15 protein-coding genes are annotated in these 18791 nt (G+C 71.6%); 7 read left to right on the top strand and 8 right to left on the bottom strand.

All coding sequences use genetic code 11. The features are described from left to right. Positions 1 to 410: 410 nt before the first annotated feature. From IE295_RS23095 to IE295_RS23080, 4 genes are all read left to right on the top strand, one after another. Positions 411 to 1598: a TraR/DksA family transcriptional regulator gene (locus IE295_RS23095; RefSeq protein ID WP_190065635.1), complete on the top strand. Its 1188-nt coding sequence runs from the start codon at positions 411 to 413 to the stop codon at positions 1596 to 1598. A gap of 63 nt (positions 1599 to 1661) precedes the next feature. After that, positions 1662 to 2252, top strand: a complete 591-nt coding sequence (gene lspA / locus IE295_RS23090; RefSeq protein WP_190065634.1) for a signal peptidase II — start codon at positions 1662 to 1664, stop codon at positions 2250 to 2252. Between the two features lie 69 nt (positions 2253 to 2321). Beyond that, on the top strand, positions 2322 to 3263 hold the full coding sequence (locus tag IE295_RS23085) for an RluA family pseudouridine synthase (RefSeq protein WP_190065633.1): 942 nt from the start codon (positions 2322 to 2324) through the stop codon (positions 3261 to 3263). A gap of 70 nt (positions 3264 to 3333) precedes the next feature. Next, positions 3334 to 4926: a Na+/H+ antiporter gene (locus IE295_RS23080; protein ID WP_190065632.1), complete on the top strand. Its 1593-nt coding sequence runs from the start codon at positions 3334 to 3336 to the stop codon at positions 4924 to 4926. A gap of 97 nt (positions 4927 to 5023) precedes the next feature. On the opposite strand, the gene IE295_RS23075 is transcribed toward IE295_RS23080, so the two are convergent. Further along, positions 5024 to 6127, bottom strand: coding sequence for a mechanosensitive ion channel family protein (locus IE295_RS23075; protein WP_190065631.1), 1104 nt, complete (start codon positions 6125 to 6127; stop codon positions 5024 to 5026). A 101-nt stretch (positions 6128 to 6228) separates the two neighbouring features. On the opposite strand from IE295_RS23075, the gene IE295_RS23070 reads away from it, so the two are divergent. Continuing rightward, the gene (locus tag IE295_RS23070; RefSeq protein ID WP_190065630.1) at positions 6229 to 6825 is read left to right on the top strand and encodes a dienelactone hydrolase family protein; all 597 of its coding nucleotides are present in this window, start codon (positions 6229 to 6231) and stop codon (positions 6823 to 6825) included. On the opposite strand, the gene IE295_RS23065 is transcribed toward IE295_RS23070, so the two are convergent. The 6 genes from IE295_RS23065 to IE295_RS23040 all read right to left on the bottom strand — a co-directional run bounded on the left by IE295_RS23065 (position 6826) and on the right by IE295_RS23040 (position 13124). Beyond that, on the bottom strand, positions 6826 to 8490 hold the full coding sequence (locus IE295_RS23065) for an alkaline phosphatase D family protein (protein ID WP_190065629.1): 1665 nt from the start codon (positions 8488 to 8490) through the stop codon (positions 6826 to 6828). Positions 8491 to 8577: 87 nt separating this feature from the next. Further along, positions 8578 to 9435: a thioredoxin domain-containing protein gene (locus IE295_RS23060; RefSeq protein ID WP_190065628.1), complete on the bottom strand. Its 858-nt coding sequence runs from the start codon at positions 9433 to 9435 to the stop codon at positions 8578 to 8580. Positions 9436 to 9488: 53 nt separating this feature from the next. Continuing rightward, positions 9489 to 10142 carry a hypothetical protein gene (locus IE295_RS23055; RefSeq protein WP_190065627.1) on the bottom strand — a complete coding sequence of 218 codons (654 nt, stop codon included), beginning with the start codon at positions 10140 to 10142 and terminating at the stop codon, positions 9489 to 9491. A gap of 85 nt (positions 10143 to 10227) precedes the next feature. After that, the gene (locus IE295_RS23050) at positions 10228 to 11070 is read right to left on the bottom strand and encodes a thioredoxin domain-containing protein (RefSeq protein ID WP_190065626.1); all 843 of its coding nucleotides are present in this window, start codon (positions 11068 to 11070) and stop codon (positions 10228 to 10230) included. Positions 11071 to 11125: 55 nt separating this feature from the next. Next, positions 11126 to 11779, bottom strand: a complete 654-nt coding sequence (locus IE295_RS23045) for a hypothetical protein (protein WP_224322868.1) — start codon at positions 11777 to 11779, stop codon at positions 11126 to 11128. A gap of 19 nt (positions 11780 to 11798) precedes the next feature. Next, positions 11799 to 13124, bottom strand: a complete 1326-nt coding sequence (locus tag IE295_RS23040) for a DUF2252 domain-containing protein (RefSeq protein ID WP_190065625.1) — start codon at positions 13122 to 13124, stop codon at positions 11799 to 11801. Between the two features lie 181 nt (positions 13125 to 13305). Here IE295_RS23040 and dnaE point away from each other — a divergent pair, with 181 nt between their 5' ends. Beyond that, complete coding sequence (gene dnaE, locus IE295_RS23035; RefSeq protein WP_190065624.1) at positions 13306 to 16845, top strand: DNA polymerase III subunit alpha; 3540 nt, start codon at positions 13306 to 13308, stop codon at positions 16843 to 16845. Between the two features lie 94 nt (positions 16846 to 16939). Here dnaE and IE295_RS23030 read toward each other — a convergent pair whose 3' ends face one another. Then, a complete protein-coding gene (locus IE295_RS23030; protein ID WP_190065623.1) occupies positions 16940 to 17113 on the bottom strand; it encodes a hypothetical protein in 174 nt (57 codons plus the stop codon). Positions 17114 to 17369: 256 nt separating this feature from the next. Here IE295_RS23030 and IE295_RS23025 point away from each other — a divergent pair, with 256 nt between their 5' ends. Continuing rightward, positions 17370 to 18677 carry an NYN domain-containing protein gene (locus IE295_RS23025; RefSeq protein ID WP_190065622.1) on the top strand — a complete coding sequence of 436 codons (1308 nt, stop codon included), beginning with the start codon at positions 17370 to 17372 and terminating at the stop codon, positions 18675 to 18677. Positions 18678 to 18791 lie beyond the last annotated feature (114 nt).

Raw genomic sequence — 18791 nt, 5'->3', positions numbered from 1 at the left:
TCGGAGGGACGAGAACGCGCCATGCCGTGCGCTTCCCGCGGTACCACCCTCCTTGGCCGCAGACGCCGCTCGCGCCTCCGGCCCCCTCATTAGGGCCGCGATGCCGGTTCTACTGACCCCCGCGGGGGCGTTCTTCCGGCGGCTCCGGGCTGATCTTCGCTGCCGCGCACGCCTCCGGGCTCGCACCGTCCCCGGATCGCTCATGGCTGCGTGCGGCGCTACTGGTCCCTTCCACGCCTTTCGCTCCGCCCAGTGTACGGGGCCCGGGCGAGCACGGCAGACCGATTTGGGGGCCGGAGGCGGGGCACACGGGCGGAGACCGGCGAGCCCCGTTGCCGCGTGCGCCCGGCCGATTTATCGTTCCCGCACGATTCGCGCGCAAGATCATAAAATGTGAAGGGACCGCGGCGATGGCCAAGAAGACGGCGTCAGAGGCCGGCACCGTTGTGGCCGGGGCCGCGAAGAAGGCCACGTCGGGGAAGGCCGCGTCCGGCGGCAAGGCGGCAGCCGCCAAGGCCGCCAAGAAGGCCACGTCGGCGAAGGCCGTATCCGGCGGGAGGACGGCATCCGCCAAGGTGACGGTGGCCGGCGACAGGGGTGCGGCGAAGAAGGCGCCCTCGGCCAAGAAGACGCCCTCGGCCAAGAAGGCCCCCGCTTCGGCTGCCAAGGCCGTGGCCAAGGAGAGGCCGCCCGCCAAAAAGGCCGTGTCCGCCAAGAGGGCGGTGGCGGGGAGCGCCGCCTCGGCCGGGGCGGCGGCCGGCGGCTCCGCGCCGGCGGCGAAGAAGGCCGTGGCCGAGAAGACGGTGGCCAAGAAGACGGCCAAGAAGGCGGCCAACAAGACGGTGGCCAAGAAGGCGGTGGCCAAGAAGGCCGCCGCCGCGTCGGCCAAAAAGTCCGTACCGGGGAAAAAGACCGCCGCGGCGGGGAAGACTGCCACGGTGACGAAGCCCGCGGCCGACGGGAAGGCGGCCGCGGCGAAGCATGCGCCCGCCAAGGGGGTCGCTCCGGCCGGTGCGGAGGAGTCCGTGCCGGCGAAGAAGGCCGCGGCCCGAGGGGCCGCGGCACTGCACACGGCCGTCACGGCCGAAGGGTCCGCACCGGCCGCGACGGCGGTGCCCGCTGAGGAGACGGGAGCCAGCACGGTGGCTGCGAAGAAGACCATGGGTGAGGCGCAGGCGAAGAAGGTTCCGGGGGCCCGTACGGCAGGCGAGCTCGCCGTACGGCCGGGGGAGGAGCCCTGGTCGCAGGCCGAGGTGCGCGAGGCCCGTGAGGAGCTGCAGAGCGACGTGCTGCGGCTGCGCGGCGAGATCGCGCACTCCGAGGAGGCGATCAGCGGCCTGATGCGCGACTCCGGGGACGGCGCCGGGGACGACCAGGCGGACACCGGCACCAAGAACATCACCCGCGAGCACGAGCTGGCGCTCGCCGCGAACGCCCGCGAGATGCTGCTGCAGGCCGAGCGGGCGCTGGAGCGGCTGGACGCCGGTACGTACGGCCTCTGCGAGAACTGCGGCAAACCGATCGGCAAGGCCCGTATGCAGGCATTTCCCCGTGCCACGCTGTGCGTGGAGTGCAAGCAGCGGCAGGAACGCCGCTGACCCGCCCCCCATCGCGTGCCGTACCCTCGTCCTCAGTCAGCAGGGACGACATCAGGGACTCACGTGACTGAGGCGGAACAGGCCGGACGGCCCACCGGAACCACCGGGACCACCGGCCCGGCCGGGGAGAGCGGGGCGACGGCGGTCGGCGGCAAGGACGAGCCCAGGGGCAGGCGACGCATCGCGGTGCTGCTCGCGGTGGCCGCCTTCGCCTACCTCCTCGACCTCGGCAGCAAGCTGCTCGTCGTGGCCCAGCTGGAGCACCACGACCCGGTCCAGGTGCTCGGCACGTGGCTGCAGCTCGACGTGATCCGCAACCGCGGCGCCGCCTTCGGCATCGGCGAGGCGATGACGATCGTCTTCACGGTGATCGCCAGCGCCGTGATCGTGGTGATCGCCCGGATCGCCCGCAAGCTCTACAGCCTGCCCTGGGCGATCGCCCTGGGCCTGCTGCTGGGCGGAGCGTTCGGCAACCTCACCGACCGGCTCTTCCGCTCGCCCGGCGGCCTCGAGGGCGGGGTCGTGGACTTCATCGCCACCCCGCACTTCGCGGTCTTCAACCTCGCCGACTCCGCGATCGTCTGCGGCGGCTTCCTGATCGTGATCCTCTCCTTCCGGGGCCTGGACCCGGACGGCACCGTCCACCAGGACTGAAGCCCCGGGCGGACGGCCGCGGCGGCCCGCGCGTACGGGCCCGTCGCGGCCGTCCGTCATACTCGACAGGTGAGCACCATTCCCGAGATCCGCGCCCTTCCCGTTCCCGACGGCCTGGAGGGCGAGCGCGTCGACGCCGCGATCGCCCGTATGTTCGGTTTTTCCCGCACCAAGGCCGCCGAGCTCGCGGCCTCGGGCAAGGTCCAGCTCGACGGGGCCGAGGCCGGGAAGTCCGACCGGGTCACCGGCGGGGCCTGGCTCGAGGTCGAGATGCCCGCGCCGCCCGCGCCGGTGCAGATCGTCGCCGAGCACGTCGAGGGCATGGAGATCGTCCATGACGACGACGACATCGTCGTGATCGTCAAGCCCGTCGGCGTGGCCGCCCACCCCAGCCCCGGCTGGACCGGCCCCACCGTGATCGGCGGGCTCGCCGCCGCGGGCTACCGCATCTCCACCTCCGGCGCCGCCGAGCGCCAGGGCATCGTGCACCGCCTGGACGTCGGCACCTCCGGCCTGATGGTCGTCGCCAAGTCCGAGCGCGCCTACACCCTGCTCAAGCAGCAGTTCCGCGAGCGCACGGTCGACAAGCGCTACCACGCGCTGGTGCAGGGCCACCCGGACCCGATGAGCGGCACGATCGACGCGCCCATCGGCCGTCACCCCAACCACGACTACAAGTGGGCCGTCACGGCCGAGGGCAAGCCGTCCGTCACCCACTACGACCTCATCGAGGCGTTCCGGGCCGCCAGCCTGCTGGACATCAAGCTGGAGACGGGCCGTACGCACCAGATCCGCGTGCACATGTCCGCGCACCGCCACCCGTGCGTCGGCGACCTCACCTACGGCGCCGACCCCACCATCGCCAAGCGCCTGAAGCTCACCCGCCAGTGGCTGCACGCGGTGCGGCTCGGCTTCGAGCACCCAAGTGACGGCCGCTGGGTGGAGTTCGAGAGCGTCTACCCGGACGACCTCCAGCACGCCCTGGACACGGTGCGCGCCGAGAGCTCGTAAGGCGCCCCCGGGGCCGGTGCGGCAGGCTTGAGGTTCAGCTCGACCGCACCGACCCGGCCCGGGGGTATCCGTGGACCAGCTCGCCCTGCTGTTCGTCCTGCTGCTGGGGGCGCTGGTCACGGTTCCGCTGGGGGACCGGCTGGGGGTGCCCTCCCCGGTCCTGATGACGATCGGCGGGATCGTCCTCGCGCTGCTGCCGTTCGTGCCCAACGTGGACATCCCGCCGGAGTACATCCTCCCGCTGGTGCTGCCGCCCCTGCTCTACGCCACCGCCCAGCGCACCTCGTGGCGGCAGTTCGCGTCCAACAAGCGGCCGATCTTCCTGCTGGCCGTCGCGCTGGTCTTCGTCACCACCGCCGCGGTTGCCGCCGTCGCCCACACGATCGTGCCCGGCATCTCGCTGGCCGCCGCCGTGGCCCTGGGCGCGCTCGTGGCCCCGCCCGACCCGGTCGCCGTCACCTCCGTCGCCGGCGCCCTGGGGTTGCCGCGCCGCCTGGTCTCCATCCTCGAGGGCGAGGGCCTCTTCAACGACGTCACCGCCATCGTGCTCTACCACGTGGCCATCGCGGCCGCCGTCAGCGGCGGCTTCTCGTGGCCGCAGGCGTTCGGCGCGCTGGTGCTGTCCGCCGTGGTGGCCGTCGCGGTCGGCCTCGCGCTGGGCTGGGCCACCAAGCGGCTGATGGAGGTCCTCGGGGACGCCACGCTCCAGATCGGCCTGACCCTGCTGGTGCCGTTCGTCTCGTACGTCCTGGCCGAGGAGTTCAAGGGGTCCGGCGTGCTGGCCGTGCTGACGACCGCCCTCTACCTGGCCGAGTACACCCACGACCCCGACGACGTCCTGGGCCGGCTGGCCGGGCACACCTTCTGGGAGGTCGTCGACACCCTCGTCACCGGCGTCGCGTTCGGCCTCGTCGGCCTGGAGCTCCACAACGCGATCAGCACGGCCTCCGGCCGCTGGGAGGAGATGCTGGGCATCGGCGGCACCGTCGTGGCGGTGGTCGTCGGCGTGCGGCTGCTGTGGCTGCTGCCCGCCGCGTGGGTGACCAAGAAGCTCCACAACCGCCGGGACGTCCACGAGGAGGTCCTGATGAGCTGGCGCGAGACGGTGGTGACGTGGTGGTCGGGGATGCGCGGCGTGGCCACGGTCGCCCTCGCCCTGGCCATCCCCCTGAAGCAGGAGAACTCCTCCCCCTTCCCGGCCCGGGACGAGATCCTCTTCGTCGCGTTCGCCGTCATCATCGTCACCCTCGTGGCCCAGGGCCTGACCCTGCCCCGGCTGGTCCGCGCGCTGGGGGTGAGCGCCGACACCGGCGAGACCCTCGAACTGGAGCGGCAGCTGGCCGCGCGGGCGGCCAAGGCGGCCCGGCACCGGCTGCTGGACATCGTGGAGGCGGAGGACCTTCCCGAGGACATGATGGAGATGCTGGGCCGGCGCGCCTACGACATCGGCGCCCGGATCAGCCCCGAGATGGTCGACGACGAGCGCCGCGAGGCGCACGCGCAGCGCGTGGAGCGGCTGCGGACGCTCCACCGGGTGCAGGCGGAGCTGCTGTCCGCGGCGCGGCGCGAGGTCATCGCGGCCCGCAGCGAGCCGGGGATGGACCCCGAGGTGGTGGACAGGGTGCTGCGGCATCTGGACGAACGCACCCTGCGCGGGATCTGAAACGCACCCTGCGCGGGATCCGAGCGGCGGGCCTCCCCGGCCTCCCGGCCCCACGCGGACCTCCCCGGCCTCCCCGCCTCGCGCCTGTCCCGCGCCCTCACGTCGTCCCCGGCCCCGGCCCCATGTCGCCGGAGGACGGCGGGGCCTGCTCGCGGTCGGGCACCTCGGCCGGGCCGGGCGCGGGCGCGGTGTTGATCCGCGGCAGCGCGTAGGGGTGCTCGCGGCGCAGCCAGGCGATCAGCTCCTCGCGCACCATGCAGCGCAGGGCCCAGATGTCGTCGGCGTTGCGGGCCGTCAGCAGCGCCCGTACCTCCACGGTGGTGGGCGTGGTGTCCGTGACCACCAGGTTCCAGGCCCGTTCGTCCCACTCGAGGGACGCCTTGAGTATGTCGTGCAGGTGTTCGCGCATCAGGTCGACGGGGACGGCGTGGTCCAGGTGGAAGAAGACGGTGCCGGTCATCCGGGGGTCGCCGCGCGACCAGTTCTCGAACGGCTTGCTGGTGAAGTACGACACCGGCATGGTCAGCCGCCGCTCGTCCCAGGTGCGCACCACCAGATAGGTGAGCGTGATCTCCTCGACGGTGCCCCACTGCCCCTCGACCACGACCGTGTCGCCGATGCGCACCATGTCGCCGAAGGCGATCTGCAGCCCGGCGAAGAGATTGCCCAGCGTCGACTGGGCGGCGATGCCGGCGACGATGCCGATGACCCCGGCCGAGGCCAGCAGGGACGCGCCCGCCGTCCGCATGGCCGGGAAGGTGAGCAGCATGGCGGCCACCGCGACCACCGTCACCGCGGCCGTCACCACCCGCTGGATCAGCGTGACCTGCGTCCGCACCCGCCGCACCCGCGCCGGGTCCTGGGCGCCGGCGGCGTAGCGCGCGTAGGTGGACTCGACCACCGCCGTGGCCACCCGGACGGCCAGCCAGGCGCAGGCCCCGATGAGCACCAGGGTCAGCACCTGCCCGACGGCCGCCGCGTTCCACGGGGACAGCTCCGCCCAGGGGTAGCCGGCCCGCAGCAGCGCCGCGCACAGCACCAGCCGCACCGGCACCCGGCAGCGGCCCAGCAATCCCCACAGCGGCGTCTCCGGGTGGCGCGTCCCGATCCGCCGGACCACCTGGTCCGCGACCCAGCCCGCCAGCAGTGTGATCACCACTGCCGCGCCGACGACCGCCAGGGGACGCAGTATGTGCTCCATGGGCACCTCCGCTCCTTCCGAACCTAGCTGGCACGATGGGGGCACGCTCCCCCAGCTGACTGCTGGGCGGTGCTCCCACAGCTGTAAGGAAGTGACCTCCAGTGGCGTCCCCTACCACGATCGTCCTGTTTCATTCGGCCTACGGGCTGCGGCCCGCGGTCCACGCCGCCGCCGACCGCCTGCGCGCCGCCGGGCACGAGGTGCACGTACCCGACCTCTACGAGGGGCGGACGGCGGACACCGTCGAGGACGGCATGGCCATCAAGGACGAGATCGGCCGCGAGGAGCTGCTGCGCCGCGCCGTGACCGCCGCCGCGCCGCTGTCGGACCGGGGCGTGGTCTACGCGGGGTTCTCGCTCGGCGGCTCGATCGCGCAGAACCTGGCGCTGAACGACGAGAAGGCGCGCGGCCTGCTGCTCCTGCACGGCACCTCCGACCTGGCCGAGGACACGGCCGTGGACGAGCTGCCGGTGCAGCTGCACGTCGCCGACCCCGACCCGTTCGAGCCGCACGACTGGCTCAACGCCTGGTACCTGCGGATGGGCCGGGCCGGCGCGGACGTGGAGGTGCACCGCTACCAGGGCGCGGGCCACCTGTTCACCGACCCGGACCTGCCGGACTACGACGCCGAGGCCGCCGAGGCCACCTGGCGGGTGACGCTCGGCTTCCTCGAGGACATCGGCTCCGGCCGCTCCTAGCTAGCGCACGGGAGCGTCGGCCCGCTCCACGCGCTGGGTCCCGGAGCGGGTGCGGTACGAGCGGGTCCAGGAGGCCGTGGCCGCCGGGTCGGTCTTGTCGGACAGCACGTAGTAGTCCATCTGCGCCTGCTCGGCGGTCACGTCGAGGACGCCGTAGCCGTGCGAGTCCATGTCGAGCCACTTCACGTGCCGGTTGGCGGCCTTGAGGGCGGTGGCCGCGGCCAGGGAGACCGTGTGCGGGGCCACGTGCAGGAGGTCGTCGAGGTTGTCCGAGGACACCGAGGTCACCACGAACTCGGTGGCGGCCGAGGAGGACAGCGGGTACGTCGCGGCCTTCTTCGGCACGTCGTTGGCCCACGCCATGTGGATGTCGCCGGTCAGGAAGACGGTGTTGGAGATGCCGCGGTCGGTCAGGTGGGCTATGAGCTCCCGCCGGTCGTCGGTGTAGCCGTCCCACTGGTCGGAGTTGATGGTCACGCCGCCCGAGGGCAGTCCCAGCAGCTTCGCCAGCGGCTCCAGGAGGTGCGCGGGCAGGGCGCCGAAGGCGACCGGCGAGATCATCACCGGGTTGCCGACCAGGCGCCAGGCGGTGTCCGAGGAGGCCAGCCCCTCCTTGAGCCAGTCCAGCTGGGCGCGGCCGGTGATGGTGCGCTCGGGGTCGTCGACCTTGCCGCTGCCGGGCTTGACCTGCTGCGAGCGGAAGGATCTCAGGTCCAGCAGGTGGAGGTCGGCGAGCTTGCCGAAGCGCAGCCGCCGGTAGGTGGTGCCCTCGACGGAGGGGCGCACCGGCATCCACTCGAAGTACGCCTTCTTGGCGGCCGCCACGCGCGCCGCCCAGTCGCCCTCGGCGCCCGGGGTGTGGTTCTCGGCGCCGCCCGTCCAGGCGTCGTTGGCGAACTCGTGGTCGTCCCAGATGGCCACGACCGGGTGCGCGTGGTGCAGCGCCTGGAGGTCGGGGTCGGTCTTGTAACGGCCGTGCCGGGTGCGGTAGTCGGCCAGGGTGACGATCTCGTGGGCGGGCGCGTGCGGCCGGACGACGTACTTGGCCGCCGGGTACTGCCCGGTGCCGTACTCGTAGATGTAGTCGCCGAGGTGGAAGACCGCGTCCAGGTCGCGGCGGGCGGCGAGGTGGCGGTACGCCGAGAAGTGGCCGGACTCCCAGTTGGCGCAGGAGACCACGCCGAAGCGGATGCCGGGCACGGCCGCGTCGCGGGCGGGGGCCGTACGGGTGCGGGCGGTGGGGGAGTGGACGCCGTCGCAGGTGAACCGGAAGAAGTAGCCGGTGGCCGGGCGCAGTCCGCGCACGTCGGCCTTGACGGTGTGGTCGGTGGCGGCCGTCGCGGTGACCGTGCCGTGCGCGACGACGCGGGTGAACTGCTCGTCCTCGGCGACCTGCCAGGCGACGTCGACGGCCGGCCCGCGGCCGGAGCCGGGGACGGCGTCGGGCGCGGGGGTGACGCGGGTCCACAGCAGGACGCCGTCGGGCAGCGGGTCGCCGGAGGCGACGCCGTGCGCGAAGGCGGTGGCCGTGGCGGGGGTGTTGCCGGCGGGAGGGCCGGAATCGGCGACGGCCGCGGGCGCGGCGACCGTGGGAAGCAGGGCGGCGGTCGCGGTGGCGGCGACGGCCGTGACGGCAGTGCGTCGTGATATGTCGTGGGATGTCACGGGCCGTCACATTACCGGTCGGTCACAACCGCCGGTAAGAGTGCGGGTGGGCGCGTTACCAAGAGTTCGCCCACCCGTCGCCCGCTGTTACTTCTTCAGGTTCTGCTCCACCAGGGTCTTGAACATGTCCGGGGCCTGCGGGGCCTGGCCCCGCTCGTCGCCGAGCACCTTGCCGTTGAGCTTCAGGCCCGGGGTGCCCTTGATCTCCTTGTCCGGGCCGACGAAGGTGTCGAAGGAGTCGGAGACGGCCAGCGCCCACTTGTCGAAGGTGCCGTCCTTGACGTCCTTCTCGAAGGCGGCGTTGCCCTTGAGCGCCGGGACCTGGCCGGCGATGTCGAGCAGCTTGGCGTCGTCGGAGAAGGCGTCGTCCCGCTCGTCGGGGTGGTTCTTCTGCGCGAACAGCGCCTTCTTGTACTCCAGGAAGGCCTCGGGGCTGACGTTGAGCGCCGCGCCCAGCGCGCTGAGCGCGTTCTTGGAGCCGGACCCCTTGATCATCGGATTGCGGTCCAGGAAGGTGCCGATCCGGTACTGCGCCTTGTACTTGCCGTCCTTGACGTCCTTGAGGACCACCTCGCCGACGTTCTGCTCGAAGCCGGAGCAGATGGGGCAGCGCATGTCCTCGAAGACCTCGAGGGTGTTCTTGGCGTCCTGCTTGCCGATGACGACCGTGGTGCCCTTGTCCCCGGAGGTGTTGGCGGGCGCCTTGAACTCCGCCTTCTTGGCCGCGGAGACCCAGTCCTCGCTGGTGACCTTGTTGTTCTTGCCGCCGCTGGTGGCGTTGGTGACGGCCACGCCGATGCCGGCGGCGATCGCGAGGACGGCGACGACGCCCACGCCGACCAGGACCTTGCGGCGCGTCCTGTCCTTCTTGGCCTGGCGCTCGCGCTCGGCGCGCAGCCGCTCGCGGGCGGCGGCCTTGTTCTGCGGGGTGTTGCGGTTGCTCATGGCGTGAACCCTCCGTGGGCGTACGGGCTATGGGACCGAAGACGGTGCTGTGCTCAGGCGGATGCCGGGCACAGCGGCGGTCCCCGCCGTACGACGGAGTGCACGAGGAGGGGGAGCGTGCGCGCGGCGAGCGTGTCGCGCACGGGCCGCGGGCGGGGGCCGGCCGGGGTGGACGGCGCGAGCGCGGCCAGGGCCGACAGCAGCGGCCGGAAGGCGACGGCGGCCACCGCGCGGACCAGCCGGGCCATTGCCACCTCACCGCGCCGCAGCCAGGCGGCGGCCAGCAGCCCGACGGCGACGTGCGCCGCGAGCAGCAGCCAGGGGGTGGCGGAGTTCGCGGCGGCCTCGCCCGCCGCCAGCGGGGTGCCGAACTCGCCGCCGCGGCAGACCAGATCGACGCCCATCGAGTGCAGCGGGCCCGCCACCGGACCGCCGGCCTGGCCGTAACAGGCGTGCTGGCCGGTGGTGAAGACGGTGTCCGCCGCCAGCTCCAGCGGGACCAGGAGCGCGGCTATCGACGCGTAGCCCCGCTCCCGGCCGGCCAGCGCGTAGGCGATGGTGAAGAACGCCGCCGACAGCCCGGCGACCGTGGCCGCCGGCAGCGGTGCGTGGGAGAGCAGGACGTGGGAAGTGGCGGACAGGGTGACGCACAACGCCGTGAACAGCGCGGCGCGCACCGCCCTGAACCGAACTCCCGTCCCCTCCATGACGCCGAGTGTGCCACGGCCCCAGCCGGGTGTCGTGTCAAGATTCGGCATCGTTCGAGGGGACGGTGGCCCGGCCCCGCGAGGGCTACTTCAGGTGCTCGCCGACGGCCGAGTTGAACTGCTCGGGCGTCATCGGTACGCCCTTGCCCTGCTCGCTCTCGTACGTGACCTTCTTGCCGTCGAGCTTGAGCGTCGGGGTGCCGGTGACGTCCTTGACCTTGTCGAAGGAGTCGGACATCTCCAGCGCCCACTTGTCGAAGGTGCCGTCCTTGACGTCCTTCTCGAAGGCGGCGTTGCCCTTGAGCGCCGGCACCTGCTGGGCGACCTTCAGCAGGACGGCGTCGTCGGCGAAGTCGTCCTTGGTCTCCTCGGGGTGGTTCGCCTTGGCGTAGAGCGCCTTGTTGTACGCGCTGAACGCCTCGGGGCTGACGTTGAGCGCGGCGCCCAGCGCGCTGAGCGCGTTCTTCGAACCGGTGCCGGCGATCTGGGGGTTGCGGTCGAGGAAGGTGCCGACGTGGTACGAGACCTTGTACTTGCCGTCCTTGACGTCCTTGTCGATGGTGTCGCCGACGTTCTGCTCGAAGACCGAGCAGACCGGGCAGCGCATGTCCTGGAACACGTCCAGGGTGTGCTTGGCGTCCTTCTTGCCGATGACGACCTCGGTGCCCTTGTCGCCGCCGGTGTTGGCGGGCTTGACCAGGGTCTGGTCGGCGGCGGCCTTCCAGGCGGCGTTGGTGCTCTTGGCGCTGGCGCCGCCGAGCTGGGTCGCGGCGTAGCCGATGCCGCCGGCTATCGCGAGCACGCCGACGATGGCGCCGCCGACGACGAACTGGCGGCGGGTGCGGTCCCGCTTCGCCTGCTGCTCGCGCTCGGCGCGCAGCCGCTCGCGGGCGCTCTGCTTGTTCTCCCAGTTGTTGCGCTTGCTCATGATGGTGCGTTCTCCGTGATGCGTGTCCGTACGGTGCTGTCGGTGTCCGGGGCCCTCAGGCGGCGAGGGCGGGCCCGGGCGGCGGACCGCGGCGGACGACGGAGTGGACGAGCAGCGGCAGGGGCCGGGCCGGCCGGCCGTCGCGCACGGGGCGCGGGAGCGGGCCGCGCCGCGGCCGCACGCGCGCGGTGTCGGTGGTGGCCATCCGCAGCGGCCGGAAGGCGGCCGCGGCCGCGGCACGCAGCAGCCGGCCGAGCGCCGCCTCGCCGCGCCGCAGCCAGGCGGCGGCCAGCAGGCCGAGGGCGACGTGTCCGGCGAGCAGCAGCCAGGGGGCGGCGCCCGGGTCGGCCCAGCGGGCCAGGGGGGTGCCCATGGTGCCGCTGCACAGCCAGGTCAGCGCGCCGGGGGCGGGATGGCCGGGCCGGCCGTAGCAGCCGTCCTGGCCGGCGGCGAAGAGCGCGCCGACGGCCAGCTGCAGCGGGACGAGGAGGGCGGCGATGCGGCCGTAGCCGCGCTCGCGGCCGGCCAGGGCGTAGGCGAGCGCGAAGACGCCCGCGCCGGCCCCGGCGACGGCCGCCGCGGGCAGGGCCCGGCCGGACAGCAGCACGTGCGAGGCGGCGGACAGCAGCACGCACAGCGCTGTGAACAGCGCCGCGCGCAGTGCCCGCAACCGTGCCGCCGATATGTCCATGAGGGCCGAGTCTGCCATGCCGTGCGTAAAGCCGTGGCTAAAGCCCGGGGATCCTGCCGTTGCGGAAGAGGTCCACGAAGATCTGGTGGTCCGCGCGGGCCCGGGCGCCGTAGGTGTGGGCGAAGTCCACCAGCAGCTCGGCGAAGCCCTCCTCGTCGGCGGCGATCACGGCATCGATGGCGCGCTCGGTGGAGAACGGCACCAGCGAGTGGCCGCTCTGGTCGTCGGCGGCGGCGTGCATGGCGGCGGTGGCCCGGCCCAGGTCGGCGACGACCGTGGCGATCTCCGCCGGGTCGTCGATGTCCGACCAGTCCAGGTCGACGGCGTACGGCGAGATCTCGGCGACCAGCTGCCCGGCGCCGCTGAGCTCGGTCCAGCCCAGCCACGGGTCGGCGTGGGCCTGCAGGGCGCGCTGGGAGATCACCGTGCGGTGGCCCTCGTGCTGGAAGTAGCCGCGGACGGCGGGGTCGGTGATGTGCCGGGAGACCGCCGGGGTCTGCGCCTGCTTCATGTAGATGACGACGTCGTTCTCCAGGGCGTCGCTGTTGCCCTCGAGGAGGATGTTGTACGAGGGCAGGCCGGCGCTGCCGATGCCGACGCCCCGGCGGCCGACGACGTCCTTGACGCGGTAGGAGTCGGGGCGGGCCAGGCTGGTGTCGGGCAGGGTCTCCAGGTAGCCGTCGAAGGCGGCGAGGATCTTGTACCGGGTGGCGGCGTCCAGCTCGATGGCGCCGCCGTCGGCGAGGAAGCGCCGCTCGAAGTCCCTGATCTCCGTCATGGAGGCCAGCAGCCCGAAGCGGGTCATCGAGCGGGCCTCGCGCAGGGCGGCCAGCAGCGGGCCCTCGGCGGTGTCCAGGGTGAACGGCGGCAGCTCGTCCTCCTTGGCGCCGGTGGCCAGGGCGTGGATCCGCTCGCGGTAGGCGGCGGCGTAGATCCGCACCAGCTCGGAGATCTTCTCGTCGCTGAGCGCCTTGGTGTAGCCCAGCAGGGCCAGGGAGGCGGCGAGGCGCTTGAGGTCCCAGGTGAAGGGGCCCACGTAGGCCTCGTCGAAGTCGTTGACGTTGAAGACCAGGCGGCCGTTGGCGTCCATGTACGTGCCGAAGTTCTCGGCGTGGAGATCGCCGTGGATCCACACCCGGCTGGTGCGGTCGTCCAGGTACGGGCCGGCGTCGCGCTCGTGCTCCAGGTCGGAGTAGAAGAGGCAGGCCGTGCCGCGGTAGAAGGCGAAGGCCGAGGCGGCCATCTTCCGGAACTTGACCCGGAAGGCGGCCGGGTCGGCCGCGAGCAGCTCACCGAAGGCGGTGTCGAAAACGGCGAGGATCTCCTCGCCGCGCTGCGTGGCCCGGTCGTGCTCGGTCGCCATCGGTGGTCCTCCTCGGGGGCACCCCCGGCGCGGGCCGGGGGAGGGTCATCGGGCGGACACATGTGCTGCCGTCCGCAGGCGTCCGAGGCTACCGGCGCGTGCCCGCGACTGTCGGTGGGGGCCGGTAACCTTCGAAGCTGTCCCCGCCGACCCGCTGCCACCCCACCGGAGGTCGTCCACCGTGGCCAAGACGCCGTTCACGCACCTGCACGTCCACACCCAGTACTCGCTGCTGGACGGTGCCGCGCGGCTCAAGGACATGTTCAATGCCTGCAATGAGATGGGCATGACACACATCGCCATGTCCGACCACGGCAACCTCCACGGCGCGTACGACTTCTACCATTCCGCCCAGAAGGCCGGGATCACCCCGATCATCGGCATCGAGGCCTATGTCGCCCCCGAGTCCCGGCGCAACAAGCGCAGGATCCAGTGGGGCCAGCCGCACCAGAAGCGGGACGACGTCTCCGGTTCGGGTGGTTACACCCACAAGACGATCTGGGCGGCCAACGCCACCGGTCTGCACAACCTCTTCCGGCTGTCCTCCGACGCCTACGCCGAGGGCTGGCTGACCAAGTGGCCGCGCATGGACAAGGAGACCATCAGCCAGTGGTCCGAGGGGCTGATCGCCTCCACCGGCTGCCCCTCCGGCGAGCTGCAGACCAGGCTGCGCCTCGGCCAGTTCGACGAGGCCCTGAAGTCGGCCTCCGAGTACCAGGACATCTTCGGCAAGGACCGGTACTTCCTCGAGCTGATGGACCACGGCATCGAGATCGAGCGCCGGGTCCGCGACGGCCTGCTGGAGATCGGCAAGAAGCTCGGCATCCCGCCCCTGGTCACCAACGACTCGCACTACACCTACGCGCACGAGGCGACCGCCCACGACGCCCTGCTGTGCATCCAGACCGGCAAGAACCTCTCCGACCCCGACCGCTTCCGCTTCGACGGCTCGGGCTACTACCTGAAGTCCACGGACGAGATGTACGCCATCGACTCCTCGGACGCCTGGCAGGAGGGCTGCGCCAACACCCAGCTGATCGCGGACCAGATCGACACCGAGGGCATGTTCCAGTTCCGGAACCTGATGCCCAAGTTCGACATCCCCGAGGGCTACACCGAGGTCACCTGGTTCCGCGAGGAGACCCTGCGGGGCATGCACCGCCGCTTCCCGGGCGGCATCCCCGAGGACCGCATGAAGCAGGTCGAGTACGAGATGGACACCATCATCTCGATGGGCTTCCCGGGCTACTTCCTCGTGGTCGCCGACTTCATCATGTGGGCCAAGAAGCAGGGCATCGCGGTGGGCCCCGGCCGAGGCTCCGCGGCCGGCTCGATCGTCGCGTACGCCCTGGGCATCACCGACCTCGACCCGATCCCGCACGGCCTGATCTTCGAGCGGTTCCTGAACCCCGAGCGCATCTCGATGCCCGATGTCGACATCGACTTCGACGAGCGCCGGCGCGCCGAGGTGATCCGGTACGTCACCGAGAAGTACGGCGCCGACAAGGTCGCCATGATCGGCACGTACGGCACCATCAAGGCCAAGAACGCGATCAAGGACTCCGCCCGCGTCCTGGGCTACCCCTACGCCATGGGCGACCGCATCACCAAGGCGATGCCCGCGGACGTCCTCGGCAAGGGCATCCCGCTCTCCGGCATCACCGACCCCAAGCACCCTCGCTACAGCGAGGCCGGCGAGGTCCGCGCGATGTACGAGAACGAGCCGGACGTGAAGAAGGTCATCGACACCGCCATGGGCGTCGAGGGCCTGGTCCGGCAGATGGGCGTGCATGCGGCCGGTGTGATCATGTCCAGCGAGACGATCACCGACCACGTCCCGGTCTGGGTGCGCCACTCCGACGGTGTGACCATCACGCAGTGGGACTATCCGAGCTGTGAGTCGCTCGGCCTGCTGAAGATGGACTTCCTCGGCCTGCGCAACCTCACGATCATGGACGACGCCGTCAAGATGGTGAAGGCCAACAAGGGGATCGACATCGATCTCCTGAGCCTGCCGCTCGACGACCCGACGACCTTCGAGCTGCTCCAGCGCGGTGACACCCTCGGCGTCTTCCAGTTCGACGGCGGGCCCATGCGGTCCCTGCTGCGGCTGATGAAGCCCGACAACTTCGAAGACATCTCCGCCGTGTCCGCCCTGTACCGGCCGGGCCCGATGGGCATGAACTCGCACACGAACTACGCGCTGCGCAAGAACGGCCAGCAGGAGATCACCCCGATCCACCCGGAGCTGAAGGAGCCTCTCGAAGAGGTCCTCGGCGTCACCTACGGTCTGATCGTCTACCAGGAGCAGGTGCAGAAGGCGGCCCAGATCGTCGCCGGCTACTCCCTCGGCGAGGCCGACATCCTCCGCCGCGTCATGGGCAAGAAGAAGCCCGACGAGCTGGCGAAGAACTTCGTCTTCTTCAAGGAGGGCGCGACGAAGAAGGGCTTCTCCGACGAGGCGATCCAGGCCCTGTGGGACGTGCTGGTCCCCTTCGCCGGCTACGCCTTCAACAAGGCCCACTCCGCCGCGTACGGCCTCGTCTCGTACTGGACGGCCTACCTCAAGGCCAACCACCCCGCCGAGTACATGGCCGCCCTGCTGACCTCGGTCAAGGACGACAAGGACAAGTCGGCGACCTACCTCAACGAGTGCCGCCGCATGGGCATCAAGGTGCTCCCGCCGAACGTCAACGAGTCCGAGGCGAACTTCGCCGCCCAGGGCGACGACGTGATCCTCTTCGGCCTGACCGCCGTCCGCAACGTCGGCGCCAACGTCGTCGACTCGATCATCCGCTGCCGCAAGTCCAAGGGGAAGTACACCTCCTTCCCCGACTTCCTCGACAAGGTCGAGGCCGTCGTCTGCAACAAGCGCACCGTCGAATCGCTGATCAAGGCCGGCGCCTTCGACGAGATGGGGCACACCCGCAAGGGCCTCACCGCGCACTACGAGCCGATGATCGACAACGTGGTGCAGGTCAAGCGCAAGGAGGCCGAGGGACAGTTCGACCTCTTCGGCGGCATGGGCGAGGAGGACAGCAGCGAGCCGGGCTTCGGGCTCGACGTGGAGTTCTCCGACGTCGAGTGGGAGAAGTCCTACCTGCTCGCCCAGGAGCGCGAGATGCTCGGCCTCTACGTCTCCGACCACCCGCTCTTCGGCATCGAGCACGTCCTCAACGACAAGGCCGACGCCTCGATCTCCCAGCTCACCGGCGGTGAGCACGCCGACGGCGCGATCGTGACCATCGGCGGCATCATCTCCGGCCTGCAGCGCAAGATGACCAAGCAGGGCAACGCCTGGGCCATCGCCACCGTCGAGGACCTGGCCGGTTCCATCGACTGCATGTTCTTCCCCGCCACCTACCAGCTGGTCTCCACCCAGCTCGTCGAGGACGCCGTCGTCTTCGTCAAGGGGCGCCTGGACAAGCGCGAGGACATCCCGCGCCTGGTCGCCATGGAGCTGATGGTCCCCGACCTGTCCAACGCCGGCACCAACGCGCCGGTGATCATCTCCATCCCCACGGTGAAGGTCACCCCGCCGCTGGTCGAGCGGCTGGGCCAGGTCCTCAGCCACCACCGGGGCTCGACCGAGGTGCGGATCAAGCTCCAGGGGGCCCGCAAGACCACCGTGCTCCGCCTGGACCGGCACCGGGTGACGCCCGACCCGGCGCTCTTCGGTGACCTGAAGCAGCTGCTCGGGCCGTCCTGCCTGGCGGGCTGAGCCCGCGCGGGAGACCGCTGATCATGCGCGAGGGGCGCACCCGCTGTGAGCGGGTGCGCCCCTCAAGCGCATCCAAGCGCCGGTCAGTTGCCGGTCAGTTGTGGCCGAAGCGCTTCTGGCGGCCCTTGTGTGCGACATCCGCGGGCGTGACCCGTGAGGCCCGCTCCTGTCCCTGGGACTCGATGGACGAGCTCTTGGCCTGTTGCTGGCCGCGTTCCGCCGCGCTCGACTTCTGCTGGCTGCGGTCCTGCTTCTTGTTCTTCGCCATGCTGCTGCGCCTCCGCATCGGGGTGACTCCCCCCGGCGACCACCCTCGCACGCACCGGCCAAACGTGCATTTCGGGTAATTACCGTGGGTGACAGGGGTACTTATCGGCCGCTGCCCGTATCCGCCACGCCGAAGATCCAGTTCGGACTGATAACCCCCGCGCGGTCGGGCAGACTCCTGGGAAAGCCAACGGAACCGGGGCACGCCTGTGCCGGGGGGCGACCGCACTTCTGAACTCAGGGAAAGAGGGTGGAACGTGGACCGCTGCGTCGTCCTGGTGGACGCCGGGTATTTGCTGGGCGCCGCCGCGAGCCTGCTGGCCGGGGAGCCCGCCCGGTCCCGTATCACCGTCGACCACGCGACCCTCATCCAAGGCCTGCGCGAACGCGCCGAGGCCGATACCCAGCGCCCGCTGTTGCGCATCTACTGGTTCGACGGCGCCCCCGACCGCGTCCCCCAGCCCGAACACCGGCGGCTGCGGGTGATGTCCCGCGTCACCGTCCGGCTCGGCGCGCTCACCCGCAGCGACGGCCGCTGGGCGCAGAAGGGCGTCGACGCCGCCATGCACGCCGAGCTCACCGAGCTCGCCCGCAACCGCGCCTGCTCCGACATCGTCCTGGTCACCGGCGACGGCGACCTGCTGCCCGGCCTGATGTCCGCCAAGGAACACGGCGTCGCCGTCCACCTGTGGGCCGTGCAGGCCGCCGACGGCGACTACAACCAGTCCGAGGACCTCGTCGCCGAGGCCGACGAGCGGCGCGTCCTGGACCGCACCTGGATCACCCGCGCGGTACGGGCCAAGGAGCTCACCGGCGTGTGCGCCCCGCCCCCCGCGCCCCGCCCCGAGATCGCCGCCATCCTCGCCGCGCCGCTGCCGGAGACGGCCGCGGCGGCCGCCGCCGCGGCCGCCGGCCGCACGGCGGAGGACCGGCCCGAAGCCGGGCACAACGGCACGGCGCGGCCCGCCGCGGCCGCCGGGGCGTGCCCGAACGGCGAGCGGGGCGACCAGGCGCCCGCCGGACGCGGCGTGCCCACCCCGAAGGACCTCGCCGGGCTGGGCCGGGGGCCCGGCTCCGCCCAGCCCTCCCCGGCCACGGCGGCCGTGCAGAACGGCGCCACGCCGTCCGGCACGCCGAACGCGACCCTGCGCTGGTCCTCGGACAAGGGCTGGGTCGAACGCGGCGCCGGCAACGGCCTAGGGGAGCCTCCCGAAACGGCCTCCCTTCCGATGCTGGCCCAGCTCACCAGCGCCGAGCAGCGCTGGGCCGACCGCGAGGAGGACATCACCACCGTCGGCGGCGACCCCTTCGAGGTCGGCCAGGTCTTCGCCCGCCGCTGGGCCGAGCGCATCACCGACGCCGTCCACCTCCAGCACCTCTCCACCGAGTACCCCCGCATCCCCCACCGCATCGACGGCGAGCTGCTGCGCTACGCCGCCCGCTTCGGCCTCCTCGCCCACAAGGACGACCAGATCGACGAGCACGACCGGTACGCGATCCGGGCGGGCTTCTGGCGCGAGATCGACACCCGCACGGCGGCCGAGCACGCGCCGGCCGGGGACTGACCCGCCGGGCGCACGGCGTTCCCCGTTGTTCCTGCCTCGCCGAATCCCGCCCCCGCGGCGAGCCGCGGGGGCGGGGCGCGTACCCTCATAGCTCGTGAGAACGGGCACGAAAAC

The organism is Streptomyces griseocarneus, assembly GCF_014655595.1.
Lineage (GTDB): Bacteria > Actinomycetota > Actinomycetes > Streptomycetales > Streptomycetaceae > Streptomyces > Streptomyces griseocarneus.
The sequence above is the reverse complement of the archived record's forward strand: the minus strand, read 5'-3'. Positions and strand labels throughout refer to the sequence as shown.

Excerpts from the sequence above, each read along its gene's own strand:
- IE295_RS23095 (WP_190065635.1), top strand. The coding sequence starts at position 411 with ATGGCCAAGAAGACGGCGTCAGAGGCCGGCACCGTTGTGGCCGGGGCC.
- IE295_RS23075 (WP_190065631.1), bottom strand. The coding sequence starts at position 6,127 with ATGGAGCACATACTGCGTCCCCTGGCGGTCGTCGGCGCGGCAGTGGTG.
- IE295_RS23060 (WP_190065628.1), bottom strand. The coding sequence starts at position 9,435 with ATGAGCAACCGCAACACCCCGCAGAACAAGGCCGCCGCCCGCGAGCGG.
- IE295_RS23055 (WP_190065627.1), bottom strand. The coding sequence starts at position 10,142 with ATGGAGGGGACGGGAGTTCGGTTCAGGGCGGTGCGCGCCGCGCTGTTC.
- IE295_RS23050 (WP_190065626.1), bottom strand. The coding sequence starts at position 11,070 with ATGAGCAAGCGCAACAACTGGGAGAACAAGCAGAGCGCCCGCGAGCGG.
- IE295_RS23045 (WP_224322868.1), bottom strand. The coding sequence starts at position 11,779 with ATGGCAGACTCGGCCCTCATGGACATATCGGCGGCACGGTTGCGGGCA.
- IE295_RS23040 (WP_190065625.1), bottom strand. The coding sequence starts at position 13,124 with ATGGCGACCGAGCACGACCGGGCCACGCAGCGCGGCGAGGAGATCCTC.
- IE295_RS23030 (WP_190065623.1), bottom strand. The coding sequence starts at position 17,113 with ATGGCGAAGAACAAGAAGCAGGACCGCAGCCAGCAGAAGTCGAGCGCG.